Annotated in this window: 22 protein-coding genes; 15 read left to right on the top strand and 7 right to left on the bottom strand. The window is 74.3% G+C overall.

The features are described from left to right. The first annotated feature begins 153 nt into the window (after nt 1-153). Nucleotides 154-1,065 (top strand): LysR family transcriptional regulator, encoded by a 912-nt coding sequence (locus BG452_RS40950; protein ID WP_188309443.1) that lies wholly within the window; start codon nt 154-156, stop codon nt 1,063-1,065. A gap of 64 nt (nt 1,066-1,129) precedes the next feature. Here BG452_RS40950 and BG452_RS40945 read toward each other — a convergent pair whose 3' ends face one another. Continuing rightward, nucleotides 1,130-1,540, bottom strand: a complete 411-nt coding sequence (locus tag BG452_RS40945) for a GntR family transcriptional regulator (RefSeq protein ID WP_188309442.1) — start codon at nt 1,538-1,540, stop codon at nt 1,130-1,132. A gap of 426 nt (nt 1,541-1,966) precedes the next feature. On the opposite strand from BG452_RS40945, the gene BG452_RS40940 reads away from it, so the two are divergent. The 9 genes from BG452_RS40940 to BG452_RS40900 all read left to right on the top strand — a co-directional run bounded on the left by BG452_RS40940 (nt 1,967) and on the right by BG452_RS40900 (nt 13,382). Further along, nucleotides 1,967-2,260, top strand: a complete 294-nt coding sequence (locus BG452_RS40940; RefSeq protein ID WP_188309441.1) for a helix-turn-helix domain-containing protein — start codon at nt 1,967-1,969, stop codon at nt 2,258-2,260. Nucleotides 2,261-2,393: 133 nt separating this feature from the next. Further along, nucleotides 2,394-2,588, top strand: coding sequence for an FDLD family class I lanthipeptide (locus BG452_RS40935; protein WP_188309440.1), 195 nt, complete (start codon nt 2,394-2,396; stop codon nt 2,586-2,588). A 170-nt stretch (nt 2,589-2,758) separates the two neighbouring features. Then, nucleotides 2,759-4,096, top strand: coding sequence for a lanthionine synthetase C family protein (locus BG452_RS40930; protein WP_188309439.1), 1,338 nt, complete (start codon nt 2,759-2,761; stop codon nt 4,094-4,096). 5 nt (nt 4,097-4,101) lie between these two features. Further along, nucleotides 4,102-7,182 (top strand): lantibiotic dehydratase, encoded by a 3,081-nt coding sequence (locus tag BG452_RS40925; protein ID WP_188309438.1) that lies wholly within the window; start codon nt 4,102-4,104, stop codon nt 7,180-7,182. Next, a complete protein-coding gene (locus tag BG452_RS40920; protein WP_188309437.1) occupies nt 7,179-8,963 on the top strand; it encodes an ABC transporter ATP-binding protein in 1,785 nt (594 codons plus the stop codon). Before BG452_RS40925 ends, BG452_RS40920 begins: the two co-directional genes overlap by 4 nt. A 99-nt stretch (nt 8,964-9,062) precedes the next feature. Next, entirely contained in the window at nt 9,063-10,004 is a 942-nt protein-coding gene (locus tag BG452_RS40915) for an LLM class flavin-dependent oxidoreductase (RefSeq protein WP_188309436.1), read from the top strand. An 85-nt stretch (nt 10,005-10,089) separates the two neighbouring features. Then, nucleotides 10,090-11,361 carry an erythromycin esterase family protein gene (locus tag BG452_RS40910; protein WP_188309435.1) on the top strand — a complete coding sequence of 424 codons (1,272 nt, stop codon included), beginning with the start codon at nt 10,090-10,092 and terminating at the stop codon, nt 11,359-11,361. 75 nt (nt 11,362-11,436) lie between these two features. Next, nucleotides 11,437-12,714 carry a sensor histidine kinase gene (locus BG452_RS40905; protein WP_188309434.1) on the top strand — a complete coding sequence of 426 codons (1,278 nt, stop codon included), beginning with the start codon at nt 11,437-11,439 and terminating at the stop codon, nt 12,712-12,714. Beyond that, nucleotides 12,702-13,382 (top strand): response regulator, encoded by a 681-nt coding sequence (locus BG452_RS40900; protein WP_188309433.1) that lies wholly within the window; start codon nt 12,702-12,704, stop codon nt 13,380-13,382. The genes BG452_RS40905 and BG452_RS40900 overlap by 13 nt, the downstream gene beginning before the upstream one ends. Here the strand turns inward: BG452_RS40900 and BG452_RS40895 are convergent. Beyond that, the gene (locus tag BG452_RS40895; RefSeq protein ID WP_188309432.1) at nt 13,360-14,520 is read right to left on the bottom strand and encodes a glycosyltransferase family 4 protein; all 1,161 of its coding nucleotides are present in this window, start codon (nt 14,518-14,520) and stop codon (nt 13,360-13,362) included. The genes BG452_RS40900 and BG452_RS40895 overlap by 23 nt on opposite strands. Nucleotides 14,521-14,804: 284 nt before the next feature. Between BG452_RS40895 and BG452_RS40890 the strand changes: the two genes are divergently transcribed. Both BG452_RS40890 and BG452_RS40885 read left to right on the top strand, forming a co-directional pair. Then, nucleotides 14,805-15,704, top strand: coding sequence for a Gfo/Idh/MocA family oxidoreductase (locus BG452_RS40890; protein ID WP_317621472.1), 900 nt, complete (start codon nt 14,805-14,807; stop codon nt 15,702-15,704). Nucleotides 15,705-15,919: 215 nt separating this feature from the next. Further along, complete coding sequence (locus tag BG452_RS40885; RefSeq protein ID WP_188309430.1) at nt 15,920-16,474, top strand: GNAT family N-acetyltransferase; 555 nt, start codon at nt 15,920-15,922, stop codon at nt 16,472-16,474. Nucleotides 16,475-16,480: 6 nt separating this feature from the next. Here the strand turns inward: BG452_RS40885 and BG452_RS40880 are convergent, their stop codons facing one another. The 5 genes from BG452_RS40880 to BG452_RS40860 form a co-directional block, all read right to left on the bottom strand. After that, nucleotides 16,481-18,844, bottom strand: a complete 2,364-nt coding sequence (locus BG452_RS40880; RefSeq protein ID WP_188309429.1) for an ATP-binding cassette domain-containing protein — start codon at nt 18,842-18,844, stop codon at nt 16,481-16,483. A gap of 93 nt (nt 18,845-18,937) precedes the next feature. Then, nucleotides 18,938-19,351 carry a VOC family protein gene (locus BG452_RS40875; protein WP_188309428.1) on the bottom strand — a complete coding sequence of 138 codons (414 nt, stop codon included), beginning with the start codon at nt 19,349-19,351 and terminating at the stop codon, nt 18,938-18,940. Between the two features lie 251 nt (nt 19,352-19,602). After that, a complete protein-coding gene (locus BG452_RS40870) occupies nt 19,603-20,346 on the bottom strand; it encodes a class I SAM-dependent methyltransferase (protein WP_188309427.1) in 744 nt (247 codons plus the stop codon). 87 nt (nt 20,347-20,433) lie between these two features. Next, a complete protein-coding gene (locus BG452_RS40865; protein WP_188309426.1) occupies nt 20,434-21,192 on the bottom strand; it encodes a class I SAM-dependent methyltransferase in 759 nt (252 codons plus the stop codon). After that, nucleotides 21,185-21,688, bottom strand: coding sequence for an N-acetyltransferase (locus BG452_RS40860; protein ID WP_188309425.1), 504 nt, complete (start codon nt 21,686-21,688; stop codon nt 21,185-21,187). Before BG452_RS40860 ends, BG452_RS40865 begins: the two co-directional genes overlap by 8 nt. Nucleotides 21,689-21,976: 288 nt before the next feature. On the opposite strand from BG452_RS40860, the gene BG452_RS40855 reads away from it, so the two are divergent. From BG452_RS40855 to BG452_RS40845, 3 genes are all read left to right on the top strand, one after another. Then, nucleotides 21,977-23,635 carry an acyclic terpene utilization AtuA family protein gene (locus BG452_RS40855; RefSeq protein WP_411293095.1) on the top strand — a complete coding sequence of 553 codons (1,659 nt, stop codon included), beginning with the start codon at nt 21,977-21,979 and terminating at the stop codon, nt 23,633-23,635. Further along, nucleotides 23,632-25,230 (top strand): acyl-CoA carboxylase subunit beta, encoded by a 1,599-nt coding sequence (locus BG452_RS40850; RefSeq protein WP_188309423.1) that lies wholly within the window; start codon nt 23,632-23,634, stop codon nt 25,228-25,230. The genes BG452_RS40855 and BG452_RS40850 overlap by 4 nt, the downstream gene beginning before the upstream one ends. An 8-nt stretch (nt 25,231-25,238) precedes the next feature. Further along, a partial coding sequence (locus BG452_RS40845) for a biotin carboxylase N-terminal domain-containing protein (protein WP_317621470.1) occupies nt 25,239-25,694 on the top strand: 456 nt, incomplete at its 3' end.

Genomic DNA, 25,694 nt, shown 5'->3' with positions numbered 1-25,694 from the left:
GGATCCCCGCGGCCCGGCTCGGCCACGAGCCAAGCGCCGACCGAGCGGGACGGTCAACGGCGCCCGGCGATCTCGTCCCGAAATACGCCACCGGTGGTACTGCCCCGAAACCGCCCCCGACGGGCCGCACCGCGACGCTGGCAGAATGGGCCTGTGATCGACGCACGACGGCTGCGGACCCTCCGGGCCGTGGCGGACCACCGCACCGTGACCGCCGCGGCGGCCGCCCTCTACCTGACCCCCTCCGCGGTCTCCCAGCAGCTGGCCGCCCTGGAGCAGGAGACCGGCCACCACCTGCTGGCCCGGGAGGGCCGGGGCGTGCGGCTGACCGCCGCCGGGGAGATCCTGCTCGGCCACGCCGACGCGGTGCTCGCCCAGCTGGAGCGCGCCGAGGCCGACCTCGCCGCCTACAGCGCGGGCGTCGCGGGCGAGGTCACCGTGGCCTCCTTCGCCACCGGCATCTCGCACGTGCTCGCCCCGGCGATCGGCCTGCTCGCCCTGCGCGCGCCAGGGGTGCGGCTCAAGGTGCTGGACGCCGAGGGCGACGCCAGCCTGCCGATGGTGCTGGACGGCCGGGCCGACCTCGCGGTGGCCGTCGAGTACCGGGGCGCCCCGCAGGGCGACGACGCCCGGCTGACCAGGGTCCCGCTGTACGCCGAGCCGTTCGAGGCGGTGCTGCCGCTCGCCCATTCGCTGGCCGCCGAGTCCGGGCCGCTCGCGGTGGCCGCGCTGGCGGACGAGCTCTGGATCGGTCCCTACCCGGGCAACCCCTGCCACGACGTGGTCCTGCTGGCCTGCGAGCACGCGGGCTTCCAGCCGCGCCTGCTGCACTCCTCGGACGACTTCAGGGCCGTCGTGGCGCTGGCCTCGGCCGGCGCGGGCGTCGCGCTGGTGCCGCGGTCGGCGCTGCGCGGGGTGGACCTGGCCCGGGTGGCGGTCCGTCCGGTCGACAGCGAGCTCGCCACCCGCCGGGTCTTCGCCGCCGTCCGGGCCGGCGCCGACGGGCATCCGCTGATCCGCCCGGTGCTGGACTCCCTCGCCGAGGCGGCCGCCTCGGGCGCCTGACGTTCTGCGGGTGCCCGGCGTTCTGCGGGTGCGTGACGTTCTACGGACGCGGGTCCCGGGCCGCCTACGGGCGCGGGGGGTGGGCCGCCCGGCGCGGCGGCGTCGCGACTTCGGCCGGGCGGGGCATGCGCTCGATCGCGGAGATCAGCGAGGAGCGGGCGACGCCGTGGGCGTCGGCGACGGCGACCAGCTGCCGCAAGTGCTCGGAGAGGCCCGCGACATCGGCCTGCCCGGGCCCGGAACGCGCGACGACGATGATTCCGCGGCCGCGGCCGAAATCGATCAGGCCTTTCGCCCGCAATTTCCGCAGGGCGCGCAGCACGGTGTTCCGGTTGACCCGGAAATTCGCCGACAAGTCGCTCGCCGAGGGCAGTGACTCGCCTTCGGTGTATTCCCCCCGCTCGATCGACCACTGGATCCGACGCTCGATCTGGACGTGCAGTGGCGATTGCGAGCCCGTCAACGCAATGCTCATGTCAGCGATGTTAACCGGTTTGGTTTAGGGCGAGTCAAGTGTCGGTTGCGCCGACGCCGGCGGGATGGACCCGGACCTGACAAGTGGTGGGACGAATTCCGGATAGCCCGGGCCGGTTCTTCCGGTCGCCGCGGCGGGCACCGGCCGAAGGCCTCCACGGACGGTGAGAATGGTGCCAATGAAACCATCCCCGCCGAATGGCGGGGGTTTCGCCGGAGCGTGGCCTTCCGGCTGCGCGGGGAATCCCGTGGTGCCACCGGACACCGCCTCCGACGGCCCGGATCGCCCGGTCGGGGCGGTCCTGACGCTCCGTAGCCGCCGACGGATCATGGTTGCTTCCGGTCCGAACAGTGCCTACGTTCAGTCCTGTGCGGCCCGGACGGAGCCGCCCCACCGAATCCGTCGGATGGACAACGGGGAGATGACGTGAATGACTTCGCGACGACCGCGGCGGCCGCCGGAAGCGAACCCGCCTGGACCCGCGCACTGGACCGTCTCGGCCGGCTGACACCCCGCGAGCGCGAGGTGTTCGTGATGCTCGCCGAAGGTCTGACCAATCACCAGATGGCGGCCCGGCTACAGGTCACCGAACGCACCGTGCGGGCCCATCTCACGGCCGTCCTGGAGAAACTCGAACTCGAATCCCGGCTCTCCGGTTGCCTGGCCTCCTATGCCCACCTCATTGCGCCCGACCGTACCTCCCGGGCCCCCGCCGCCTGAATCCCGGAAAGCCCGGCACTGTCGCCCGCGACAATAGCCATGGAAAGCGGGCCGGGACATCATCGAATCGCGGGGGAGAAGCCCCCGAACCCCTCCGGGAAACCGGAGTGGGCGGATTCGAAGGGAATTTACGATGTCCGACAACGCATTCGACCTGGACGCCCGCATCAGCTCGCCGGTCCAGGGCGGCGGTCAGCTGCCCACGCCGTCGATCAGCAGCCTGGCCACCCGCACGATCTGCACCCGGGTCGGCTGCAAGGTGACCTCGACCTGTGTCTGCACCTCCCTGTGCACCTCGGGCTTCTGCTCGAACCCGCAGCAGGACTGACATCCGGTGAGGTGACGGGTGCTGCCGTGGATTCAGGACACGGCAGCACCCGTCCGCCCATTCTCGCGCCGGGCTGCCACACCACACCAGGGCCGTCACACCACACCAGGGCCGTCACCACGCCGGCCCGTCACGGCCCGAGGCCACGCCACCTCTCCGAGGGAGAACGCATGCACACCGTCCGGGAAACCGGCGAACCGCCCGTCCGCACCCCCGACGCCCCGCTCGCCGAACGGGTCCGCGACGCGGTGCGCCTCGTGGTGTCCCGGACGGCGACGACCGACCAGTGGACCGAACTCGCGCTGCGCGCCGCCGACCAGGCCGCCGTGCCGATGGGCTGGTACCCGCCCAGCCTGAGCCACGGCCAGGCCGGCCTCGCCCTGCTCCACCTGTACGCCGCCCGGGCCGGCCTCGGCGACCTCGAGCACGCCCACGGCCACATCCGCGAGGCGGTGCTCGCCACCCAGGTCGAACCGCTGTCCGGCCCCGGCCTGTTCGGCGGCACCGCCGGCCTCACCCTGGCGCTGGCCGACTGTGCCGAGGACGAACCCCGGTTCCGGCCCAGCCTGCTGCGGCTGTACGAGCAGCTCGCCGGGCAAGCGATCGCCACCGAGTGGCCCGGGGACGAGCACCCGCTCAGCGACTCCGACTACGACGTGGTCAACGGCGCGGCCGGCGTGCTGACCTGCCTCAGCGCCCTGGCCGACCCGAGCCCCACGGTCCGGGAGGCCGTCGCCGTGCTGCTCGACCGGCTGATCCGGCCCTCCGGCCCCGACCGCCCGGACGGCACCACGCCGGGCTGGCTGCTCCGGCCCGAGGTCTACCCGCCGGTCGGCGACTACCACCGGCAGTACCCGCACGGCTACCTCAACCTCGGCGTCTCCCACGGCGTGCCCGGGGTGGCCGTCGCGCTCGCCGTCGCCTGGGCGGCCGGCCACCGCCGGCCCGGCCAGCGCGAGGCCCTCGCCGCGCTCACCGGCTGGCTGCTGCGCCACCGGCTGACCGACGACCAGGGCCCGCTGTGGGCCAACGGCGTCCCGGTCGACGAGCACGGCGCCGAGCGGCCGCTCGCCCACTGTCACGACCAACTCGCCTGGTGCTACGGCACCGCCGGGATCGCCGCCGCCCTGCTCGCCGTCGCCGACTCCACCGAGGACGCCGGGCTGCGGGCGAGCGCCGTCGAGGCCTTCGAGGCCGCCCTGCGCCGCGCCGCCACCGCCGAACTGCGCGCCCCCACGCTCTGCCACGGCCTGGCCGGGCTCGTCATGCTCGCCCGGGAGTTCGCCCCGCACAGTGCCGCCGCCGGGGAGGCGCTGCCCGGCCTGCTGGAGCGGCTGCTGGCGTACGCCGACCCCCGGCACCCGGTGGTGTTCGCCGACGAGGACGTCCCCGGCAACACCGTGGACGACCCGGGGCTGCTGTCCGGTGCCGCCGGCGTCGCCCTCGCCCTGCTGGCCGCCCTCGCGCCGGAGCGGCCCGCCTGGTTCCGCGTCTTCCTGGGGCGGTGAGCCGGGTGTCCCGTTACGTCCCCGCCGACTTCTTCCTGCTGCGCGCGCCGGCGCTGCCCGTCGACACCTACCACCGGATCACCGCCGACCCGGCCCGCACCCGCGCCGAACTGCTCGCCCTCGCCGAGGACCCGGAGGTCCGCCGGGCGCTGCTGGTGGCCAGCGAGGACCTGGTGGCCGCCCTGGAGCGGCTCGACCGGACGGACGAGCGCCGCGCCCGGCGCCTGCACTCCCGGCTGCTGCGCTACCTCACCCGGATGTCCACCCGGCCCACCCCGTTCGGGGCGTTCGCGGGCGTCGCGATGGGCGAGTTCGGCGAGTGCACCACCGCCCGGCTGGGCGGCCCGGCGATCGGCGACACCCGGGTCCGGGGCGACCTGGAGTGGCTGTTCGCGCTCATCCACCGCCTGGAGGGCGACCAGGCCCTGCTGCCCCACCTCGACGTGGTCGCCAACTCCACCGCGCACCTCGCCGGGGACCGGGTTGTGCTGCCGTTCACCGAGGTGCACGGCAGGGAGGACAAGCGGGCCGTCCGGATCCGGGCCACCGAGCCGGTCCGGCTGGTGCTGCGGGCCGCGGCGGCGCCAGTCCCGTACCGGCGGCTGGTCGCGGAGCTGACCGACGCCTTCCCGGCGGCCGGTGAGAGCGCCGTCACCGGTCTGGTCCGCCAGCTGTGGGAACTCGGCTTCCTCGGCAGCGACCTGCGCCCGCCGCAGACCGAGGCCCGGCCCGAGGAGTACCTGTTGAAGAAGGTCACCGGCCTGCCCGGGGCCGAGGACGTCGCCGAGGGCCTGCGCGCCGTGGTCGAGCTGACCCGCACCCCCCACGACGTGACGGGCCTGCGCGCCCTGAGCGCCGCCCAGAGCGCGCTGGTGCCCGAACACCACGGCCGCACCTACCAGTTGGACGCCACCCTCGACCTACGCACCCCCACCCTGAACCGCGCCGTCGGCGTGGCCGCCGCCGACGCCGTCGACGTGCTGCTGCGACTGGCTGCCGCCTCCGGCACCGACCACCAGCACCTGGCCCGCTACCGCGAGGAGTTCGTCGAGCGCTACGGCGCCGGCGCCCGGGTGCCCGTCCTGGAGGTGCTCAGCGCCGACGCCGGCCTGGACGCGCCACCGCTCTACACCCAGCCCGGCCGCTCCTTCGACCTGCCGCCCACCAGCACCCCGCCGGACACCGCCCGGTACGACGCCGCCCTCCTGGACCTCGCCCAGGAGGCCTGGTGGGAGCGCTCGTTCGAGGTCGAGCTGACCGACGCCCGGCTGGACCGGCTGGCCCCGCCCGGCACCACCGGCGCCGGGCCCGTCCTGCCGGTGGTCGACGCCTACCTGAGCATCGAGGCCGCCGACCGGGACGCGATCGACCGCGGCGAGTGGCGGGCCGTGCTGCGCTCCGACGGCATGGCCCAGGGCGGCCGCACCTTCGGCCGCTTCTTCGACCTGCTCGGGGACGGCGCCGTCGAGCGGCTGCGCGACTACGCCCGGCGCGAGGAGGAGCTCTTCCCCGACGCCGTCCACGCCGAACTCGCCTTCCAGCCGACCTGGGGCCGGGCCGCCAACGTCGCCGTCCGGCCGCGGATCCGGCCGTACGAGATCCCGGTCAACAGCACCCCGTCGGTGCCGCCGGACCGGGTCGTCCCGCTGGACGACCTGCTGCTCGGCGCCACCGAGGGCCGGCTGTACCTGTGGTCCCGGCGGCTCGGCCGGGAGGTGGTCGTCGCCCAGCACCACATGCTCAGCCCGCTGATCGCCCCCGACGTGGCCCGGTTCCTGCTGGAGGTCTCCTACGACGGGTACGTGCTGCCGGTCGCCTTCGGCTGGGGGCGGCTCGCCCGGGCGCCGTTCCTGCCCCGGGTGGTCCGCGGCCGGGTCGTGCTCCGCCCCGCCCAGTGGCGGCTGACCGCGCGCGACCTCGCCGACCCGGCCGGCTGGCGGGCCCGCTGGAACGTCCCCCGGCACGTCTACCTGGTCGAGGACGACAACCGGCTGCTGCTCGACCTCGACCACCCGCAGACCCTCCCCGAGCTGCGCGCGGCGCTCACGCCGGGTGCGGCGCTGACCTTCCAGGAACTGCTGCCGGCCCACGACCGGCTCTGGCTGACGGACGGGCACGGGCGGCGCCACCACGAGGAGATCGTCGTCCCGCTGATCGTCCGGGACGCCGCCTCGGCCGCCCGTCACCCGGCCGGCGGGCGGACCACCGCCCCGGTGCCGCGACACCTGCCCGGCGGCGAGTGGTCGTTCCTCCAGGTGTACGCCGGCCCGGAACGCCAGGACGAGATCATCACCGGCCCGCTGCCCGACCTGGTCGCCGAACTGCGCGCCGAAGGGCTGCTGGACCGCTGGTTCCACCTCCGCTACGCCGACCCCCACCCGCACCTGCGACTGCGGGTGCGCAGCGCCGACGCGCCCCGGACGCTCGCCCGGCTGCTCGCCTGGGGCCGCGAGCTGGTCGCCCAGGGCCTCGCCCGGGACCTCGCGGTGGCCTCCTACACGCCCGAGGTCGCCCGCTACGGCGGCGCCGGCCCCTACGACGCCGTCGAGCGGCTCTTCGAGGCCAACAGCGAGGCCACTGCCGCGCTGCTCGCCCGGCGCCCCGGACTGCGGCCCGAACCGCTGCTGGTCGGCGCCGTCGACCTGCTGTACTCCCAGTGGGGCGTCCCGCTGCCCGTCCGCGCCGACCTCGCCCCCGGCGGCCGGACGGACGAGGAGGCCGTCCGCCGGGCGTTCCGCGCCGACCGCGACTACCTGTGCGAACTGTTGCAGCCCTGGCCGCGCCGCCCGCACGAGGAGGGCGCCCGGCACCGGCTGTTGCTCGCCGAGGCCTTCGCCGCCCAGCGGCCCGCCGCCCAGGCGGCCGCCGAGGCGGTCCGCCGGTCCGCCGCGGCCGGCCGGCTGGTCGGCACCGAGCGGCAGATCCTCGCCAGCCTCGCCCATCTGCAGGTCAACCGGCTGCTGCCGATCGACCTGGCCCGCGAGGACCGCGCCTACGGCCTGTGGCGGCACACCCTGCGCGCCGTCCGCGGCCGGGTCGCCGCCGAGGACGGCAACCGCGGCACCGGAGCGGAGGACGGCCGATGACCTGGCTGCGCGTCATCGCGCTGTTCTGGCGGCTCAGCCCCGGCAAGGTCACCGGCTACGCGTTCTGCACCGTGCTGAACGCCGCCGTCCCCGGCCTGCAGATCGCGCTCACCGCGCAGGTCGTGCAGAGCGTCGCGGACGCCGTCGGCGGTCAGGCCGGAGCCCGCGACGACGCCTTGCGGGCCGGTTACCAACTGCTCGCCCTCGCCGTGGCCGGGCACCTGCTCGGCGTCGCCGTCCAGTACCTGGACTCGCTGCTGCGGCTGGAACTCACCACCAGCATCGGCGAGCAGGTGATGCGCAAGGGCATCACCCTCGACCTCCAGCAGTACGAGGACGCCGACGCGTACGACAAGCTCCAACGGGCCTTCCAGGAGAGCAACGGCGGCCGGGTCTACCAGCTGTTCGCCGAGATGCTGGAGGCCGCCCGCGAACTGGTCACCCTGCTGTCCGTCAGCGCGGTGCTGTTCGCCTGGAGCCCCTGGGTGGCGCTGGTCATCCTGGCGTCCCCGATCCCCTCGGTGGTCGCCCACATGGCGTTCAGCCACAAGGTCTTCGAGATCGAGTACGCCCGCACCGCCGACCGCCGACGGCTGTACTACTACCAGTACCTGACCACCACCGACCACTCCTTCAAGGAGGTCCGGCTCTTCCAGCTCGGGCCCTACCTGATGGACCGCTACCGGGAGCTGGTCCGCCGCTTCTTCCGGATCGACCGCGGCGTGGCCCGCCGCCAGTCGGTCACGGTCGGCGGGTTCGGCCTGCTGAGCGTGCTCGCCTCCGCCGGTGCCCTGCTGTGGGCGATCCGGGACGCCGTCGACGGCAGCCGGGTCGGCGAACTGGCCGGCTACCTCCAGGCCATCGGCACCGTGCAGGTCGCCGCGCACGGACTGCTGCTCGGCGCCGCCTCGCTCTACAAGGACACCCTCTTCCTGGGCAACCTGTTCGGCTTCCTCGACCTCCCGGAGCGCCGGATCGCCGGCGGTGACCGGCCCTTCCCGGCCACCCTGCGCGAGGGCATCGAGTTCCGCGACGTCAGCTTCCGCTACCCCGGCACCGACCGGCCCGTCCTGGACCGGCTCAGCTTCCGCATCCCGGCCGGCGCCTGCGTCGCCCTGGTCGGCCAGAACGGCGCCGGCAAGACCACCATCGTCAAACTGCTCACCCGGATGTACGAGCCGACCGGCGGCCAGATCCTGATCGACGGCGTCCCGATCGAGGAGTACGACGTCGACGCGCTGCAACGGAACATGGGCGTGATCTTCCAGGACTTCATCCGCTACGAGATGAGCGTCCGCCACAACATCGGCTTCGGCCGGGTCGAGTCCCTGGACGACCTCGGCCGGGTCCGGCAGGCCGCCGAGTCGGCCGGCGCCGCCCCCGCCGTCGACGCCCTGCCCGGCGGCTACGACACCATGCTCGGCCGGCACTTCGAGGAGGGTCATCAGCTCTCCGGCGGCCAGTGGCAGAAGATCGCGCTGTCCCGGGCGTTCATGCGCCGGGCCCCGATCGTCGTCCTCGACGAGCCGACCGCCGCGATCGACGCCGAGGCCGAGGCCGAGATCTTCGGCCGGCTGCGCGACATCGCCGGCGAGGCCACCTCCCTGGTCATCGCCCACCGCTTCTCCACCGTCCGGATCGCCGACCGGATCGTCGTCGTCGCGGACGGCCGGCTGGCGGAGGAGGGCACCCACGACGAACTGCTCCGGGCCGAGGGCCTCTACGCCCGGCTCTTCCGTCTCCAGGCGTCCGGCTACCTCACCGACGCCGCTCCGCACTGACAACCGACCCCTCCCCGCACCGACAACCGACGCCTCCCCGCACTGACAACAGACGCCCCGCACTGACAACCGACCCCGCCCCGCACCGAAAGCCGGCCCATGCCCACCTCCGTCGTCCTCCCGGTCATGCCCACCGACCCGGCCCAGCTCGTCCCGTACGCCGAACTCGTCCGGGACGGCCGGGCGGCCCGGCTGTGGCAGGGGCAGTCGCTGCGCCTGGAGACCCACCAGGCCTTCGCCTACCTGGCCGGCCTCGGCCACCGGGTGCCGGTCGGCACCGCCGTCGCGCTGATGCCCCTGCGGCACGAACTCGACGCCGCCCTCCAGGCCCGCTCACTGGCCCGGCTGACCGGCCACCGGACCGTCCTCGGCCTCGGCCCGGGCGCCGCCGACTTCGTCGCCGAACTGCGCGGCGCGCCCTACCCGCGCCCCGGCGAGGCCGCTGCCGGGTACCTGCGCACCGTCCGCGCGCTGCTCGCCGGGGCCTCCCACGGCGGCCTTCCCGAGGAACTCGACCACCCCGGAGTTGAGTTGGGCCTCGGCGTGCTGCGGCCCGCGCTCGCCCGGGTGGCCGGGCGGGAGGCCGACGCGGCCATCACCTGGATGACCCCGCCCGGGTACCTGCGGGACACCCTCGGCCCGGCGCTGGCCCGGGGCGCCGGTGAGGCGGAGCGGGCGGTGCCCCGGCTGGTAACCGTCGTCCACGCGGCCCTGGACCGCCCGGGGCGCAACCCGTACCGGCTCGCCTACGACGCCGCCCACGTCCACCTGGCCTCGCCGCACTACAGCGACATGCTGCGCCGGGCCGGGTTGCGGGTGCACCCCTCCAGTCCCTCGCTGGGCGCCCGGGCCCTGGTCGACTCCGGCACCTTCGTCCACGGCGACGCCGAGGCGGTGGCCGCCGGCCTGGCGGAGTACGCTCGGGCGGGGGTCGACGAGGTGGTGGTCAACGTCGCGGGCGTGGCGATCGCCGAAGGGGCCGAGGCGGCGCTGGCGGACCTGCGGGAGATCCTCGACGCCGTTCAGCGGACGGCCCGCTGACTGATCGTCAGTTCATGGGGGGCGGTCGGACCGGCCCGGTCGTTCGCGTAGGATCGGATGCTCGGGCCGGGGCGAAGGGGTGGACGTGAGCGGTGACGTGACGGACTGGCTGGCCGCGAACGCCGTCCCGCTGGACAGCCTGGACGCCGGACACCCGGCCGACGACCTGGCGCCACTGCGCCGGGTGCTGGGCGAGGTCAGGGTCGTCGGACTCGGCGAATCCACCCACGGGACGGCCGAGTTCTTCCGGCTGAAGCACCGGCTGCTCGAATTCCTGGTCCGCGAACTCGACTTCGGGGCGCTGGCGATGGAGGCCAGCGCGGCCGACGCCGAAGCGGTGGACGCCTACGTCCGGTACGGCACCGGCGATCCGGTGGCTGCCCTCGACCGGCTCGGCTTCTGGACCTGGAAGACCTACGAGGTGCTCGCCCTGGTCGAGTGGCTGCGCGAGCACAACCGCGCGCTGCCCGAGGCCCGGCGGGTGCGCTTCGTCGGCATCGATCCGCAGCGCAGCGCCTCCTCCGCCGAGGAACTCCACGCCTTCCTGCGGCAGGTGGCGCCCGAGCGGGCCGCCGCCGTCCATGACACCCTGCGGGCGATCGGCGACAGCGCCCCGGCCGGCGGCCTGCCAGGGTCCGGTGAACTCCTGCATGGCGCAAGGCAGTTGCTCGACGAACTGGATGCCCGGCGGGAGGACCACGCGGCCCTGGCCGGCGCCGCCGCCACCGACCGGGCGATCGCCCACGCCCGCAACCTGGTCCGGGCCGCCGACCTGGCCGGCCGGCCGCCACTGGGCGCCGACGGCGCCGTCGAGGAGGGCTCACTGGCGGCCCGCGACCGCCACATGGCCGAGGCCGTCGCCGAACTCCACGACACCACCGGACTGCGGACGGCCGTCTGGGCGCACAACAGCCATGTGATGACCGGCCGGTACGCGGCCGGCGTCCCCGCCATGGGACGCCACCTGCGCGAACGCTACGGCGACGACTACTACGCCCTCGGCCTGCTGCTCGGCAAGGGCGCGTTCCGGGCCCGCACCGGCGCCACCCGCGCCCGCCCGCCGCGCCGCCACGGCATCGGCAGCGGGGGACCGAAGTCCGTCGAGGGGCAGCTCGCCGCCGCCCACCGCGACGACCACCTGATCGACCTGCGCGCCGCCCGGGGCGAGCCCGCCGTCCAGGCCTGGCTGGCCGAACGCCACTACCTGCGCAGCTTCGGCGCGGGCGTGCCCCGCTTCACCTACCGCTTCGAACTGGCGCCGACGGTGCTGGCCGAGGAGTACGACGGCCTCGGCTACGTCCGCCGCTCCACCTGCTCCCGGCCCCTGCCACTGCCCCCGGAGCCGGGCGGCCGCTGACCGCCGGGGGGCCGGCCGCTGCGGCCCGATAGGGTCGGGCCCGAGGGTTCGTACGCGTCCGGGGAGGGGAGCGCCATGACGGTCGCCGTCTGGGAGGCCGTACGACGCCGCCCGCTGGGCTTCCTGTGCTCGTCGTGGCCGCTGCGCGCCTGGGCGTTCCTGCTGACCGGCACCCTCCAGGGCGCCGCCGCGCTGCTGCTGCTGGCCGCGCTGCTGCTGGTCGGGGTCGGGCTGTCCGTGGTCGGGATCGGGCTGGTGGTGCTGGCCGGGGTGGCCGTGCTCGGGGTGCCGCTCGGCGTGCTGGAGCGACGGCGGCTGCTGCTGGTCGAGCCGGTGCCGCTGCCCGACCCGCACGGCTCGCTGCCCGGGGCGGGGGCGCGGGCCTGGCTGCGGACCAGGCTCCGGGAGCGGGCGACCTGGCGCGAATTGGCCTACCTGCTGGTCCAGTCCCTGCTGTTCACCGCGAGCGGCCTCGGCTTCCTGGCGCTGCTCGGGTTCTCGCTGATGCTGCTCTCCACGCCGGTGGTCGTGTGGGCGATCAACCCGGACACCGTGACGCTGATACCCGGCCAGGCGATCTCGCGCCCGCTCGCGGCCCTGCCCGGCAGCGCCGTCGGATTGGCCGGACTGGTGCTCTGCGCCTACACCGGGGCCCTGCTGGCCGGGGTCCAGGTGTGGACGGCGCACCTGCTGCTCGCCGCGCGGGACGAGGACCTCGGCCGCCGGGTGGTCGAACTCACCCGCTCCCGGGCCCGCCTGGTGGACGCCTTCGAGGCCGAGCGGCGCCGGATCGAACGCGACCTGCACGACGGCGCCCAGCAGCAGCTGGTGGCCCTGAGCATGACCCTGGGCCTGGCCGAACTGGAACTGCGCGGACAGCACCCGGCCGCCGCCGAGCTGGTCACCCGGGCCCGCGGCGAGGCCAAGCGGGCCCTGGAGCAGCTGCGCACCCTGGTGCGGGGGATCCATCCGCAGGTGCTCACCGACCACGGGCTGCCCGCGGCGGTGGCCGAGTTGGCGCTGCGCCACCCGATCCCGGTGTCCGTCGACATCGACCTGCCGGACCGGTTGCCCGGCCCGGTCGAGACGGCCGCCTACTTCACCGTCACCGAGGCGCTGACCAACGCCGCCAAGCACAGCGGCGCGGCGGAGATCGCCGTCGCGGCCCGGATCCAGGGCGGGAAGCTGGTGCTGCTCGTCACCGACGACGGCCGTGGCGGGGCCGATCCCGCCACCGGCGCCGGCCTCCAGGGGCTGGCCGACCGGGTGGCCATCCTGAGAGGACGACTGATCGTGACCAGCCCGCTCGGCGGACCGACCCGACTGCGCCTGGAGGTCCCGTGCTCCGGGTAGTGCTCGCCGAGGACGCCGTCCTGCTGCGGGCCGGCCTGGTCGAACTGCTGGGGCGGGTCGGGCACCGGGTGGTCGCCGCGGTCGGCGAGGCCGGGGAGCTGGCGCGGGCGGTCGACGCCGAACGGCCCGACGTCGTCATCACCGATGTGCGGATGCCGCCGGACTTCCGGGACGAGGGGCTCCGGGCCGCCGTCGAACTGCGCTCCCGGCACCGGGGCTTGCCCGTCCTGGTGCTCTCCCAGTACGTGGCGACGGCGTACGCGACCCAGCTGTTCGGCGAGGACGCGGCCGCCGACGGCGGCCTCGGCTACCTGCTCAAGGACCGGGTCGGCGAGGTCGCCGACTTCCTCGACGCGCTGGAACGGGTGGCGGACGGGCAGACCGTCCTGGACCCGGAGGTGGTGCGGGTGCTGCTCCGGCAGCGCACCGCCGACGAGCCGTTGAAGCGCCTCACCCCGCGCGAGCGGGAGGTGCTGGCCCTGATGGCGGAGGGGCTCAACAACCAGTCGATCGCCAGGCGGCTGACCGTCACCGAGGCCTCGGTGGTCAAGCACTCGGGCAACATCTTCATGAAGCTGGACCTCGATCCGGCGGAGGGCAACCGGCGCGTGCTGGCCGTGCTGGCCCACCTGCGCGGCCGGCCGCTCACCCCGCCGGGGGGACGGTGACGGAGCGCAGCTCCACCCCGGGGGTGAGCAGCCGGGTGAGCTGCTCCGCCGAGGCGTCCCAGGACCACTGCTCGGACACCCACGCCCGGCCGCGCCGCCCGAACTCCCGGGCCCGGTCGGCGTCCAGCAGGGCCGCCGCGACGGCGTCCGCGACGGCCGGCACGGACCGGCCGTCCACCACGCTGCCGGTCCGGCCGTCCAGCACGGTGTCCGGGGCGCCGCCGGAGTCGCCGGCCACGACGGGAAGCCCGCTCGCGGCGGCCTCCAGGAAGACGATGCCCAGCCCCTCCGCCTCCAGTCCGGCCTTCCTGGTCCGGCACGGCATGGCGAAGACGTCCGCCGCGGCGTAGTACCAGACCGTCGAGGCGTGGTCCTGGCCGCCCGCGAACACCACTGCGCCCGGGGCGAGTTGGCTCGCCAACCGGCGCAGCCGCGACTCGTCCGGGCCGTGTCCGACGATCACCAGGACGGCGTCCGGGACGCTTCGGCGGATCAGCGGCAGCGCCCGGATCAGGGCGTCCTGGCCCTTGCGCGGCACCAGCCGGGACACGCACATGATCACCTTGGCGTCGCCGAGCCCGTACTGCTCGCGGATCATCCGGCGGTGCTCCGGCGAGGGCCGGAAGGCCTCGGCGTCCACACCGGGGACGAGCCGCACCAGCCGGGCCCGCGGCCCCAGCGCCGGGGCGATCCGGCGCCGGGTGTACTCGCCGAGGTAGGTGACCACGTCGACGTGGTCACCGATCCGGCGCAGCAGCCGGCGGGCGAGCGGGGCGCGGGCCCACCAGATCTCGTGGCCGTGGGTGGTGGCGACGGTCCGCTCGATGCCGCCCCGCCGCAGCGCGGGCGCCATCGCGGCCAGCGGCGCGGCGGCGCCGAACCAGACCCGGTCGCAGCCGTGGGCGCGGGCGATCTCCAGCGTCCGGCGGGTCACCCGGGCGGTCGGCAGCAGGGTGCGGCTCCGGTCCCGGACCACCGGGAAGGGCAGGGTGGCGTCGTACGCGGCGTCACCCGGCTCGCTGGAGGTGTAGACGACCACGTCGTCGTCCGGGACGCGCACCGCCATGGCGTGCACGAAGGTCTCGATGCCGCCCTGCCGGGGCGGGAAGTCGTTGGTGACGATCAGGGTGGTTCCCATGGGGGTTGTGGCCTCGCATCCGGGAGGGGGTCGCGGCGGTCGCCGCCGGGCTGCGGGAAGGCAGCGCCCCGCCATTGCAGCCGCCGGCGGCCGGTGACGTCACGACAGCCAGGTCGAGGACCGGTGGTCGGGTTTCCTCTACCATCCGTGCGCCGGGCGGCCGTTGAGCACCGTCGGTCGGCGGGCCCGGAACGGTCGGAACGGACCGCGTAGGGTGGCCGGGACGAAGATCGGCCGCACCCCAGGGAGCACCCATGACCTCGACCGCTGTCCCCGCCGGCCCGCTGCCGGTCGGGGTGATCGGACTCGGCGACATCGCGCAGAAGGCGTACCTGCCGGTGCTGACCGCCCTGCCCGGCCTGGACCTGCGGCTGATGACCCGGGACCGGGCCAAGCTGGACCGGCTGGGGGAGGCCCACCGGATCGACGCCGAGCGGCGGTTCACCGACCTGGACGCGCTGGTCGACAGCGGCATCCGGGCCGCCTTCGTGCACGCGGCCACCGACCAGCACGTGCCGATCGTCGAGCGGCTGCTCGACGCCGGGGTGGACGTGTACGTGGACAAGCCGCTCGACTACACCGTGGACGGCGCCCGGAAGCTGGTCGACCTCGCCGACCGGACCGGCCGCTCGCTGATGGTCGGCTTCAACCGGCGCCACGCGCCCGGCTACGCCCAGGCCCTGGAGCGCCCGCGCGACCTGATCGTGCTGCAGAAGAACCGCGAGGGACTCGCCGAGGCCGCGCGGACGCTGGTCTTCGACGACTTCGTGCACGTGGTGGACACCCTGCGGTTCCTGGCGCCCGGCGAGATCGAGCACGTGGACGTCCGGGCCCGCAAGGACCGTGAGGGCCTGGTGGAGCACGTGGTGCTCACCCTCGGCGGCGAGGGGTTCACCGCGCTGGGCATCATGAACCGGGTCTCCGGCTCGACCGAGGAGGTCCTGGAGGTCTCCGGCGGCGACTCCAAGCGTGAGGTGCGCAACCTGGCCGAGGTGATCGACCACCGCGGCCAGCCCACCGTCCGGCGCCGCGGCGACTGGGTGCCGGTGGCCCGTCAGCGCGGCATCGAGCAGTGCGTGCTGGCCTTCCTGGACGCCGTCCGGGCCGGGCGGACCCTGGACGCCCACGACGCGCTGCGCACCCACGAGCTGTGCGAGCTGATCGTGGAGCGGATCGGGGAGTGAGCAGGGGAGTGGGCCGGGGAGTGAGCAGGGGAGTGGGCCGGGGAGTCGGCTACGCCACGGACGACGTGGCGCACATCAGCGCCGAGTCCGCCCGGCAGGCCGGCGGCCACGACCCGCAGGCGGTCCGGATCAAGCCCTGATCCCCGGCCCGGTTATCCTGCCTCCGCCGCCGGTGACCACCGGCGGCGGAGCCATTGCACCTGATGGGGGACGGCGTGGACGGTACGAGGACCGAGGCCGGAGGGGGCGGCGCGGCCGGCCCGGAGTACCGGATCGAACGGATCGGACGCGAGGACTGGGAGCGGCTGCGCACCATCCGGCTGGCCCAACTCCTGGACACTCCGCTGGCGTTCGGCGAGACCCACGCGTACGCGCTGCTCCAGGGCGAGGGCAACTGGCGGGCCCGGACGGACTGGCTGAACGAGCCCGGCCGGATCGGCCTGGTCGCGGTGGATCCGGCCGACGGCCGGTGGGTCGCCACCATGCTCTCGATCCCCAGCCGCAAGACCGCGACCGTCGACCTGATCGGCGTCTGGGTCGACCCGGCGCACCGCGGCCGTGAGCGCGGCGTCGCCGACGCCCTGCTGGACGCGGTCATCGCCTGGGCCCGGGAGGGCGGCGCCGAGTGGATGCTGCTCGGCGTCCACGAGGCGAACGACCGCGCCGCCGCCTTCTACCGGCGGCGCGGCTTCACGTACACCGGCGGCGAGACGCCGTACGTGCTGGACGAGAGCGCCCGGATCCTGGAGATGGTCCTTCCGCTCGGCTGAGGCCCGTCAGGCGCCCACGTACTCCGCCAGGTGCTCGCCGGTCAGCGTGGAGCGGGCCGCGACCAGCTCGGCCGGGGTGCCCTCGAACACCACCCGGCCGCCGTCGTGCCCGGCACCCGGGCCGAGGTCGATGATCCAGTCCGCGTGCGCCATGACGGCCAGGTGGTGCTCGATCACGATCACCGACTTGCCGGAGTCCACCAGCCGGTCCAGCAGGCCGAGCAGCTGCTCCACGTCCGCCAGGTGCAGACCGGTGGTCGGCTCGTCCAGGACGTAGACCCCGCCCTTGTCCGCCATGTGGGTGGCCAGCTTCAGCCGCTGGCGCTCACCGCCGGACAGCGTGGTCAGCGGCTGGCCCAGGCTGACGTACCCGAGGCCGACGTCGGCGAGCCGCTCCAGGATCCGGTGCGCGGCCGGCAGCTTCGCCTCCCCGTCGCCGAAGAACTCCTCGGCCTCGGTCACCGACATCGCCAGCACCTCGCTGATGTCCCGGCCGCCCAGCCGGTACTCCAGCACCGAGGCCTGGAAGCGCTTGCCCTCGCAGTCCTCGCAGGTGCTGGCCACCCCGGCCATCATCGCCAGGTCGGTGTAGACCACGCCCGCGCCGTTACAGGTCGGGCAGGCGCCCTCCGAGTTGGCGCTGAACAGGGCCGGCTTGACGGCGTTCGCCTTGGCGAAGGCCTTGCGGATCGGTTCGAGCAGCCCGGTGTAGGTGGCCGGGTTGCTGCGCCGGGAGCCCTTGATGGCGCCCTGGTCGACCGAGACCACGCCGTCCGCCGAAGGGATCGAGCCGTGGATCAGCGAGCTCTTCCCGGAGCCCGCGACCCCGGTCACCACGGTCAGCACCCCGAGCGGGACGTCCACGTCCACGTCCCGCAGGTTGTGGCGGTTCGCGCCGCGGATCGCCAGCGTCCCGGTGGACTTGCGCACCTCCTCCCGCAGCGCCGTCCGGTCCGCCAGGTGGCGGCCGGTGACGGTGCCGCTCCCGCGCAGCCCGGCCACGCTGCCCTCGAAGCACACCGAGCCGCCCGCCGCGCCCGCCCCGGGGCCGAGGTCCACCACGTGGTCGGCGATCGCGATGGTCTGCGGCTTGTGCTCCACCACCAGCACCGTGTTGCCCTTGTCCCGCAGCCGCAGCAGCAGGTCGTTCATCCGGCTGATGTCGTGCGGGTGCAGCCCGGTGGTGGGCTCGTCGAAGACGTACGTGGTGTCGGTGAGCGAGGAGCCCAGGTGGCGGATCATCTTGACGCGCTGCGCCTCGCCGCCGGACAGGGTGCCGGAGGGGCGGTCGAGGGAGAGGTAGCCGAGGCCGATCTCCACGAAGGCGTCCAGCGCCTGCCGCAGCGCGGAGAGCAGCGGCGCCACCGAGGGCTCGTCCAGGGCGCGGACCCAGTCCGCCAGGTCGCTGATCTGCATCGCGCAGGCGTCGGCGATGCTGATGCCGGCGATCGTGGAGGAGCGGGCGGCCGCGCTCAGCCGGGTGCCCTCGCAGTCCGGGCAGGCGGTGAAGGTGACGGCGCGCTCCACGAAGGCCCGGATGTGCGGCTGCAGCGCCTCCTTGTCCTTGGACAGCATGGACTTCTGGATCTTGGGGATCAGGCCCTCGTAGGTGAGGTTGACCCCGTTGACCTTGACCTTGGTGGGCTCCCGGTACAGGAAGTCCTGGAGTTCCTTCTTCGTGTACTCGCGGATCGGCTTGTCCGGGTCGAGGAAGCCCGAGTTGGCGTACACGCCGACCGTCCACCAGCTGTCCACCTTCCAGCCGGGGATGGTGATGGCGCCCTCGGCGATCGACTTGCCGTCGTCGTACAGCTGGGTGAGGTCGATGTCGGAGACGCTGCCCCGGCCCTCGCAGCGCGGGCACATGCCGCCGGTGATGCTGAAGCTGCGCCGCTCCTTGACCGTCTTGCCGCCGCGTTCCACCGTCACCGCGCCGGCGCCGCTGATCGAGGGGACGTTGAAGGAGAAGGCCTTGGGGGAGCCGATGTGCGGGGTGCCGAGCCGGCTGAACAGGATGCGCAGCATCGCGTTGGCGTCGGTCGCGGTGCCGACGGTGGAGCGCGGGTCGGCGCCCATCCGCTGCTGGTCGACGATGATCGCGGTGGTCAGGCCCTCCAGAACGTCCACCTCGGGGCGGGCCAGGGTGGGCATGAAGCCCTGGACGAAGGCGCTGTAGGTCTCGTTGATCAGCCGCTGCGACTCGGCGGCGACGGTGTCGAAGACCAGCGAGCTCTTGCCGGAGCCGGACACCCCGGTGAACACCGTCAGCCGGCGCTTGGGGATGTCGACGCTGACGTCCTTGAGGTTGTTCTCGCGTGCCCCGTGCACGCGGATCAGGTCGTGGCTGTCGGCGACGTGCGGCTCGGCCATCGTTCTCTTCGCTCCTGGTGGTCGGGCGGATCCTACGGACAGGTGGATCGGGCCCGCCCCGGCCGGGGGTGGCCGGGGCGGGCCCGGGAGGGGTCAGCGCACTTCGTTGAAGCGGACCATGTTGCCCGCCGGGTCGCGGAAGGCGCAGTCGCGGACGCCGTACGGCTGGAGGGTCGGCTCCTGGACGAGCTCGGCGCCGCCGGACTTCAGCCGGTCGAACACCCCGTCCAGGTCGGCGGTGGCGAGCACCACCCGGGCGTACGTTCCCTTGGCCATCATCTCGGTGATGGTACGCCGCTCGTCCTCGGTGATGCCCGGGTCCGCGAACGGCGGCTCCAGCACCAGCGACACGCTCGGCTGGCCGGCGGGCCCGACGGTGATCCACCGCATCGGGCCGCCGCCGACGTCCTGGCGGACCTCGAAGCCCAGCAGGTCGCGGTAGAAGGCGAGCGAGGCCTCCGGGTCGGTGTGGGGGAGGAAGGTCCAGTGAATGCTGATGTCGTTCATGACGGCAACGCTAGGCGCGGCCCCCGGGCGGGCGCTTCTCGAATCCTGATCGGTCTGCTCCGGGGGTGTCCGGTTTCTCCGGACGGCACGGCTTCCCCGGGCAGCCCGACGGCCCGACCCCCGGTCGGACCAGTGTCCGGGGGCCGGGCCGTCGGGTCCGCTCAGGTACGCAGGCGCCCGGCCGCTTGGGTGGCTCAGCCGCTCCAGCAGCTCGGACGCTCAGCAGCTCAGCAGCTCGGACGCTCAGCAGCTCAGGCGCGGCAGCGCAGCAGCTCCAGCGGCGGGTGGGCGAGCACATCCGCCCAGAACTCCGCGCCGAACTCGCGCAGGCCCGCCTCGGAGATCCGCAGCGGCACCCACTCCAGCTCGGTGAACCCGGCCGCCCGCAGCGACTCCTCGTAGATCTCGCGGCGCGGGACCGTACCGAGGATGCTGATCGGCTGGGGGTCGAGGAGCGCGGTCACCCGCACCCGCGGGCCGGTCTCGGCCTGCTCACCGGTCGGCTCGCAGCGGAACCCGTACCGCTCCAGGGAGGGACAGTCGAAGGCGTAGTCCGGCTTCTGGGCGAAGACGTAGAAGCCCGCGCCCGGCACCAGGCTGCGGTGGATGGTGCGGCACATCCGGTCCAGCGCGGCACGGTCCTCTGCGTAGTTGAGGCACTGCACCGCCAGCGCCACGTCGAACTGCCGTTCCAGCGGCCGTAGTTCGGCCACGTCGCCGACCTCGTAGCGGACCCCGAGCGGCTCGCGTTCCTCGAACGACCGGGCGGCGGCGATCATTTCGGTGGAGATGTCGACCCCGAGCACGTCCGCCGCGCCGCGCCGGCGCAGCTCCCGACTGTAGAAGCCGGTGCCGCAGGCCAGGTCCAGGACCGCCTTGCCGCGCACGTCCCCGACCAGGCCGAGCACGCTCGGCACCTCGCCGTAGCGGGTCAGGGGCAGTGCCTTGAAGCCCTCGAACGCCTCGCCGATCAGGTCGTACTGCTGCACGCTCATCGCGTCGTCCTCCCGTGTGCGCCACCGTGTGCTGTGCTGGGAGTCTTGCGCAGCCTGACGCGCCGTCGTACTGGCGGAAGCCACGAATCAGCGGCGCCGCGCGAGGTGCGCGGTGATGTCCGCGTCCAGTCGGACGCGCTCCGGCAGCGCGGCCAGGATCCGGCGGAACACCTCCGCCCGGGTGTCCTGCGGCAGGAGGAGATAGGCCGAGACGGTGGACAGATGGCCGACGTACTCCTCCGCGGTCCTCGTCAACTGCCGGGCCAGCACGGCCTGTCGGATGTCGGTGAACCACTCGGAGCGCCGCAGCTCGGTGCCCGGCCACTGCATCGCCTGCTCCGGCGGCGTGCCGTCCGGGGAGGGCACGTCGTCTCTCTCCAGGAACGGCGCCCGGGCCGTGCGGACGGCCTCCGCCACCGCCGGGTCGGCCGGCTCCACCGGCCCGCCGAAGCAGGCGAACACCCCACCGGGCGCCAGCAGTCGGGCCATTCGCGCCCACCGCCCCCGCGGGCGGGTCCAGTGCAGTGAGGCCGCCGCGTACACCAGGTCGTACGGTTCGCCCGGGGGCAGCTCCTCGAAGGCCGCCCGCACCGTCCGGACGTTCGCCGGGGTGTGCCGGCGCAGTTCGGCGAGCATGGCGCCGTCCGGCTCGGTCGCGGTGACGGCCACGCCGCGCCCGGCGAACAGCCGGGTCGCCTTGCCCGTCCCGGCGCCGATCTCCAGGGCCGTGCGCACCGGCCGGCCGGCGTACTGCGCGACCAGGTCGAAGAGTTCGGCGGGATACCCGGGCCGGTAGCGCTCGTAGGCCTCGGCGACCGGTCCGAAACTCCGCGCGCGCTCAGGCATTCGGGGCCTCCGGCAGCGCCAGCCACTCCTCCCAGGTGAGGTCGCGCCCCAGGAGCCGCGGCTGCCGGAACGGCCAGTCGGTGGCGATCCATCGCGGCACCAGCGCGTCCAGGGCCCGCTCCACCTCGCCGCCGGCCAGCTCGTCCACCACCCACCAGGCGATCTCGCCGTCCGCCCCGGCCCGCTCCGGCGGGTCGATGTACACGCACCCGCGCACCGCCGTCTCCGCGTCGTCCAGCAGCACGTAGTTGAACGACTGGTGCGCGGCGATCTCCCGTTCGTGCCGCGCCAGGTCGACCCGGTTCGCCTCGGCCGTGATCGTCTCGGCCGGCCACCCCCAGGCCGGTCCGAAGATCCCGAACAGCCGCTCCCGCGACCCCATCACGGCCGGATAGTCCATCGGTGCGTCCGCCTCCCGGATCGGCCGCAGGTGGTACGCCCCGCCGAGCAGCGGCACATGGACGGGGTGGACGAAGTCAGCGGGAAGCCAGGTCATACCGCTGAGGCTATCCACGAACCGGCCGTGAACGCACCGGGTATCCGCCCGGCCCCCAGGCCGGCAGCGTCCGCCCGCCCGGTGATGGCGGCCGCGCCCCGGGAGGGGGAAAACAAGCAGGCATGATTGATTTTTTCTCCGGCCGGTGCCACGCTGCTGCCCGGTGGCACTCGTGCGGAGTGCCGCCAACCCACCGGCAGGGGAGGCGCATTGGCGCGCGCGAGCTCGGTACTGCGGATCGGCAATGCCTCGGGGTTCTACGGGGACCGCTTCGCGGCGGTGCGGGAGATGCTCACGGGCGGGCCGCTGGACGTGCTCACCGGGGACTACCTCGCCGAGCTGACCATGCTGATCCTGGCCCGGGACCGGTTGAAGGACCCGTCGCTCGGATACGCCCGGACGTTCCTGCGGCAGATGGAGGAGTGCCTCGGGCTGGCCCGGGACCGGGGCGTGCGGATCGTGGTGAACGCCGGTGGCCTCAATCCGGCCCGACTCGCCGAGCAGCTGCGGGAGTTGGCGCGACACCTGGGCGTGCCGACGGCCGTCGCCCATGTCGAGGGTGACGACCTGCTGCCGCGCCGGGCCGAACTCGGGCTGCCCGAGGGCCTGTTGGCCGCCAACGCGTATCTCGGCGGCTTCGGCATCGCCGCCTGCCTGGCCGGGGGCGCGGACGTGGTGGTCACCGGCCGGGTCACGGACGCGGCGCTGGTGGCCGGGCCGGCGATCGCCCACTTCGGCTGGACACCCGAGGATCTGGACGCCCTCGCCGGGGCGGTGGTGGCCGGGCACGTCCTGGAGTGCGGGGCGCAGGCCACCGGCGGCAACTACGCCTTCTTCCGCGAGCACGACGTGGACCACCCGGGCTTCCCGCTGGCCGAGCTGCACCCGGACGGCTCCAGCGTGATCACCAAGCACCCCGGCACCGGCGGGGCCGTCACCGTCGGCACCGTCACCGCCCAACTCCTGTACGAGACGGGCGGGCCGCACTACCTCGGCCCCGATGTGACCGCCCGGCTGGACACCGTCCGGCTCACCGAGGAGGCCCCGGACCGGGTGCGGATCGACGGCGTGCGCGGCGAGGCCCCGCCACCCACCCTCAAGGTCGGGCTGAACCGTCTCGGCGGCCACCGCAACGAGGTGGTCTTCGTCCTCACCGGACTGGACATCGAGGCCAAGTCCGCCCTGGTGCAACGCCAGTTCGCCGCCGCCCTGCCGCCCGAGGCCCGCCCCGCCGAGCTGCGCTGGACCCTGGCCCGCACCGACCACCCGGACGCCGACACCGAGGAGGCCGCCTCGGCCCTGCTCCGGCTGACCGCCCGGGACCGGGACCCGGCCCGGGTCGGGCGCGAACTGGGCAAGGCCGCGGTGGAGTTGGGCCTCGCCGGGTACCCGGGCTTCCACCTCACCGCCCCGCCCGGCCCGGGTGCGCCGTACGGGGTGTTCACCGCCGCCCGGGTGGACGCCAAGCTGGTCGAGCACACCGCCGTGCTGCCGGACGGCCGCCGGATCGCCGTCCCGCCCGCCCCGGTGACCTCCCAGCCGGTCGACACCCACCCGGCCGACATCCAACCGGCCGACACCCAAGCCGAGTTGCCCGACCCGCTGCCGCCCGGCCCGACCCGCCGCGCCCCGCTCGGCCTGCTGCTCGGCGCCCGCAGCGGCGACAAGGGCGGCGACGCCAACCTGGGCGTCTGGGCCCGCAGCGAGGACGGCTGGCGCTGGCTGGCGCACACCCTCACCGTCCCGAAGCTGCGCGAACTGCTGCCCGAGACCGCCGAGTTGCCCGTCACCCGGCACCTGCTGCCGCACCTCAGAGCGGTCAACTTCACCCTCACCGGCCTGCTCGGCGAGGGCGTCGCCGCCCAGCACCGCTTCGACCCGCAGGCCAAGGCCCTGGGCGAGTGGCTGCGCTCGCGCCACCTCGACATTCCGGAGGTCCTGCTGTGACCGTGCTGCCCACCCGCGTCGACCCGGCCGGGGCCGAGTACGCCGAGCACCGTGCCGCGATGACCGCCAAGCTGGCCGCGCTGGACGCCGAGCACGCCAAGGCGCTGGCCGGCGGCGGCCCCACGTACGTGGAGCGCCACCGCAAGCGGGGCAAGCTGCTGGCCCGGGAGCGGATCGAGCTGCTGGTCGACCAGGACTCGCCGTTCCTGGAGCTGTCCCCGCTGGCCGCCTGGGGCAGTGACTACCCGGTGGGCGCCGCGCTGGTGACCGGGATCGGGGTGATCGAGGGCGTGGAGTGCGTGATCACGGCCAACGACCCGACGGTGCGCGGCGGCGCCAGCAACCCGTGGACGCTGCGAAAGGCCCTGCGGGCCAACGAGATCGCGCTGAACAACCGGCTCCCGGTGGTCAACCTGGTGGAGTCCGGCGGCGCGGACCTGCCCAGCCAGAAGGAGATCTTCATCCCCGGCGGGGCCCTGTTCCGCGACCTCACCCGGCTGTCCGCGGCCGGGATCCCCACCGTGGCCGTGGTGTTCGGCAACTCGACGGCCGGCGGCGCCTACGTGCCGGGCATGTCGGACCACACCGTGCTGGTCAAGGAGCGCGCCAAGGTGTTCCTCGGCGGCCCGCCGCTGGTGAAGATGGCCACCGGCGAGGAGGCCGACGACGAGTCGCTGGGCGGCGCCGAGATGCACGCCCGCACCTCCGGGCTGGCCGACCACTTCGCGGTGGACGAGGCGGACGCCCTGCGGACCGCCCGCCGGATCGTCGCCCGGCTGGACCACCGCAAGCCGGGCCCCGGGCCGGACCGGCGCGCCGAGCCGCCCAGGTACGACGAGGAGGAGCTGCTGGGCATCGTCCCCGGCGACCTCAAGGTGCCCTTCGACCCGCGCGAGGTGATCGCCCGGATCGTCGACGGCTCCGACTTCGACGAGTTCAAGCCGCTCTACGGCAGCAGCCTGGCCACCGGCTGGGCCCGGCTGCACGGGTACCCGGTCGGCGTCCTGGCCAACGCCCAGGGCGTGCTGTTCAGCGCGGAGTCCCAGAAGGCCGCCCAGTTCATCCAGTTGGCCAACCAGCGGAACACCCCGCTGCTGTTCCTGCACAACACCACCGGCTACATGGTGGGCCGGGACTACGAGCAGGGCGGCATCATCAAGCACGGCGCGATGATGATCAACGCCGTCGCCAACTCCAGGGTGCCGCACCTGTCCGTCCTGCTGGGCGCCTCCTACGGGGCCGGCCACTACGGCATGTGCGGACGGGCCTACGAGCCGCGCTTCCTGTTCTCCTGGCCGAGCGCCAAGTCCGCGGTGATGGGCCCGCAGCAGCTCGCCGGGGTGCTGTCGATCGTGGCCCGTCAGTCCGCCGCGGCGAAGGGGCAGCCGTACGACGAGGACGCCGACGCGGCGATCCGGGCGATGGTCGAGCAGCAGATCGAGGCGGAGTCGCTGCCGGTCTTCCTGTCCGGCCGGCTGTACGACGACGGCGTGATCGACCCGCGTGACACCCGTACGGTGCTCGGCCTGTGCCTGTCCGCGATCCACAACGCGCCGGTCGAGGGCGCGCGTGGCTACGGCGTCTTCCGACTGTGAGAGGGCAGATGACTTCCAGGAAATCGATCGGCAACCTGCTGGTCGCCAACCGCGGCGAGATCGCCCGCCGGGTGTTCCGCACCTGCCGGGAGCTGGGCATCGCGACCACCGCCGTCCACTCCGACCCGGACGCCGACGCCCCGCACGTACGGGAGGCCGACGCGGCCGTCCGACTGCCCGGCGCCGCGCCCGCCGACACCTATCTGCGCGGCGAGCTGATCATCCGGGCGGCTCTCCAGGCCGGCGCGGACGCCGTCCACCCGGGGTACGGATTCCTGTCCGAGAGCGCCGAGTTCGCCCGCGCCGTGCTGGACGCGGGCCTGGTGTGGGTCGGCCCGCCGCCGGCCGCGATCGCCGCGATGGGCTCCAAGACGGCGGCCAAGCGGCTGATGGCCGCGGCCGGGGTGCCCGTGCTGGCGGCGCTCGCCGAGCCGGCCGAGGCCGACCTGCCGGTGCTGGTGAAG

Source organism: Streptomyces sp. CBMA123 (genome assembly GCF_014596465.1).
In the GTDB taxonomy this organism is placed as follows: domain Bacteria; phylum Actinomycetota; class Actinomycetes; order Streptomycetales; family Streptomycetaceae; genus Kitasatospora.
Note: the sequence above shows the minus strand (reverse complement) of the source record. Positions and strands in the feature narration are given on the sequence as shown.